This is a genomic window from Caulobacter sp. 602-1, from assembly GCF_003931565.1.
Lineage (GTDB): Bacteria > Pseudomonadota > Alphaproteobacteria > Caulobacterales > Caulobacteraceae > Caulobacter.
This window is the reverse complement of the sequence record NZ_RRYI01000094.1, coordinates 1-305: the sequence shown is the minus strand read 5'-3', so window position 1 is coordinate 305 and position 305 is coordinate 1. Positions and strand designations below refer to the sequence as shown.

Below are 305 nucleotides of genomic sequence, written 5' to 3'. Positions count from 1 at the left end.
GCGGTCTCCAGAGCCTGGGGTGAGGCGAAACCCTTGGCGGCCAATTCACGCTGGCGGGCGAGATCGCCTTCGAGCTGCCGGGCGCCGGCAGCCAACTGGTCCAGTTGCGCGCGGGTGCTGGCGACGGCCGCCGTCGCGGCCGCGACGCTCGCCTCGGCCTGGGCCCGGGTCCTGGGATCGAGCAGCTCGGCCCCGCACGGCAGAATGCGCGCGATGGTGGCCACGCTCTTTTCGACCCGGTCGCCGACATGCAGGTCCAGGCGCTGCAGCCGCCCCGAAACCGGGGCCGAGACGACATAAGCCTC

1 pseudogene is annotated in these 305 nt (G+C 72.8%); it reads right to left on the bottom strand.

Features of this window, described 5'->3' with window-relative positions:
* Positions 1-305 (bottom strand): annotated as a pseudogene (locus tag EIK80_RS25385) (efflux transporter periplasmic adaptor subunit); the annotation flags it as partial.